This is a genomic window from Bacillus sp. JJ1503, from assembly GCF_036965125.1.
Classification (GTDB): Bacteria; Bacillota; Bacilli; order Bacillales; family Cytobacillaceae; genus Cytobacillus.
The window spans coordinates 300-3,268 of the sequence record NZ_JBALOZ010000470.1 but is presented as its reverse complement, the minus strand read 5'-3'; the positions used below and the strand labels follow the sequence as shown (position 1 = coordinate 3,268).

General features: G+C 36.6%; 3 protein-coding genes. 2 read left to right on the top strand and 1 reads right to left on the bottom strand.

Annotated elements, in window-relative coordinates:
• Positions 1 to 36: 36 nt before the first annotated feature.
• The gene (locus V7149_RS25345; RefSeq protein WP_438824161.1) at positions 37 to 1,254 is read right to left on the bottom strand and encodes an ATP-grasp domain-containing protein; all 1,218 of its coding nucleotides are present in this window, start codon (positions 1,252 to 1,254) and stop codon (positions 37 to 39) included.
• A gap of 752 nt (positions 1,255 to 2,006) precedes the next feature.
• Between V7149_RS25345 and V7149_RS26695 the strand changes: the two genes are divergently transcribed.
• On the top strand, positions 2,007 to 2,381 hold the full coding sequence (locus V7149_RS26695) for a glutamate ligase domain-containing protein (RefSeq protein ID WP_438824162.1): 375 nt from the start codon (positions 2,007 to 2,009) through the stop codon (positions 2,379 to 2,381).
• A gap of 95 nt (positions 2,382 to 2,476) precedes the next feature.
• Positions 2,477 to 2,953, top strand: a complete 477-nt coding sequence (locus V7149_RS25335; protein ID WP_335348328.1) for a hypothetical protein — start codon at positions 2,477 to 2,479, stop codon at positions 2,951 to 2,953.
• Positions 2,954 to 2,969: the final 16 nt, after the last annotated feature.

Genomic DNA, 2,969 nt, shown 5'->3' with positions numbered 1-2,969 from the left:
AGATTTTAATGTTAATAACACAATGCTAGAAAATTATTATTTCTTTAAGTGGAACTTAATTTCGTTTACAGCATTTTTAGCAAAACTCTTTGCTTCCTCCATGCTTTCCCCCGCAGCAATTACATAGGCATATCTATGCCCCATCGATAGAGGAGGAATCAGCAGCGTTCCTTTTCTCGGTTTTACATATACATCAACGACTCCAGGGGATTTTCTAGCTCTACCCTTCCCAGACACTCTTTCTAAAATTCCCTTTTCTGAAACAATAAGGTATTGGGTGAACACGAATTTCTTATGTTTCGGTACTAAGGAAGGGCTGCCCCCTAATTGTAATAACAGTGTTTCTTTAACTAAATTAAAGCCAAAAGCAGCTTGTATCATTTTATTCATTGCGCCTCCGGAAATTCTCGGATTGATTTCAATGAGCTTCCACCCATTCTTACTACGTCTCAATTCCAGATGCAAGGCTCCATTGACAATTCCAAATTGATTAACAATAGACTGAAGAACCCTAGCTATTCCCTTTTCAATTTCGTCAGGTATTTTCGCCATTACCCCATAGCCCGTAATAATAAATCTCTTCCCCTTCGTAATTTCTTGCTCAATAATGCCAGCTATCATCACCTTACTTTTGTAAACGACTGCCTCTACCAAATACTGGTTTCCATCAATATATTCCTCTATAATAATGGACTCTTTCGGCTCTCTTTCTCGCAACATGAGTGTATGCTTTTTTAATTTATCTTCATTTTCGGCTAGCAGTGCATCTTTTGAACCCGTCGAGTTTGGCGATTTGACCATGACGGGAAAATTAAGCTTTGATAGGATTGATTTGAAAGAGATCTCCTCTCCGGGTTTAATGATGATAAATTTAGGCGTGTAAGACTTGTTCATTAAAAATGATCTTGTTTCTTCCTTGCTATTCATCTTTTGAATAGCTGTTGACGAAAAATAGTTCTTACAAAATTCATCACAAAGAAGGGAGGCAATATGAACATATGAATCTATAAAACTGACAATCGTTTTTAATTCCATCCCTTCTGATTTTAATCGCTTTATTTCCTCCTTCATTTCAGAAAGATTATCCGTATCAATAAAGATCATTTTATGAACATCCGTGTACTCTTCCCTCTGCTGCATTTGCTTTTCGTTTTTAGTAAAAACAACGGTGAAGAAACCTAGGCTCTTAGCTGCCCCTATGGCATCTCTGCTTGAACCCGATTTATTCGTGCCTATAAAAAGTATCGTCTTCAAAAGGCCCACTCCCTATAAAAATTTAAATCAAACTATCTCGATATATATGTTTATGAAACTTACACAAATTTGTATGGTTATCTATACTATACAAGCAATTTATTATATAAAAGCTGCTTTACCTTAGAATCAAACTGAATAGCCGATATGTGTGATAACGCTCAAAACACTAAAAAATCACTAGTTATCTGCACAAGCAATGTAAGTGACTGAACATAGTATATTAGTAAGGAAAGGAGTGAAATTTACAATGAATCGCCTCTCTGTGAAGGAAATCAGAACGATTATAGACGGGAAATTAATCAAGGGTTCTGATCATGTAGAAGTCCAGTATGGCGCCTAACGGCTTAAACATATAAAGAAAAAAATACAATCTTATTTGCAAAATATAAAATAAGAAATTGGGATGATCTAAAAGAGTTTTTTCCGTTAGTACTTGTCACACATAAAAAGTACGAGAATAATTGCCATTTGGATAATCTAACCATTTTTCCAAGTGGAATCTGCAGAAAAGGCATACTGGGAGTTTCTAAATTATTACCGAAACCAGTTTGACATTCCTATTGTTGCCGTAACCGGGACTTGGTTAGCACCAAGTTTATAATGCGTTGGCTGCTCTCGCCGCTGTCCATGAAATGGGTATGGATCTTCAAGAAGCTGCTAATCGCTTGAAATCATTTCGAAAATTTGATAGACAGCTCCAAGTGGTTGAAGGGATAAATGGATCGACACTGATAGATGATACATAGAGCATAACTTCCACTTCTTTAGAAGCAGCAGTAAAAGTATTAACACAGCTTGGGCAAGACAAGAAAAAAGTCGCAGTAATTGGAAGCATTCTTGGATTAGGGCCTTGGGGTGAACCTATTAATAAGCAGGCAGGAGAAATGATTGCCATACATGATGTCGATATTCTAATTGCAATTGGGAATAATTTAGCACGTATAATGGCAGATCAAGCAGAGAAAACCAACCCGAAAATGCAGGTCTACACTTTTAACAGTAATAGGGACACTTATCGCCTATTAAAAAAGATTGTAGATGAAAATTCAATTGTTCTATTTAAAGGAAATATGTATGCCAATGACATAATTGAATTGGCAGCAAAATTTCGGAAGGAACAGTAAATGTAAATCGGACTTTAAATTAGGACAAACACTGTGCCACTTCTCTTAAATCATTAATAAACTACAATATTCCAAATAGAAAGGGGGGGAAATAAATGGGTGTAATTTGTACGTGTGGAGTTTTGGTTCAAAATCCTCAAAACCCAAATGATGAAGCTGTTTCAAATAATAATAATGTTAGATTCGTGGGACAAACAGGAACAGTAAACGGTAACTTGTTTTACATGGCAGATGTTTGTGTCACAAGATTAGCAACTTCATCTCTATCTTTAAGATTTGAAGAAAACGTAACCACACCACCTGGACCAAACAACTTCACGTTTACTGCAACTTCCATTACTTCTGTTGTGTGTAATCAGGAAGGCCAAAACTGCAGCATCACTGTAACTGGTACTGGGACAGTCAGTGGTCAATCAGGAACCTTTGCTTTTGAAGCAGTGTTTAGAGACATGGTTGGACAAGCACAGGTTGATAATGTTCAAAGTTTTGTAATTACAGGTTTCTTTAATCAAACTGGCGCCGCTCCTATTGATCAAGGCTCTATTATTGCTCAAGGCTGTCAAGAATTGTAACAGCCTTAGAACTCTC

Excerpts from the sequence above, each read along its gene's own strand:
- V7149_RS25335 (WP_335348328.1), top strand. The coding sequence starts at position 2,477 with ATGGGTGTAATTTGTACGTGTGGAGTTTTGGTTCAAAATCCTCAAAAC.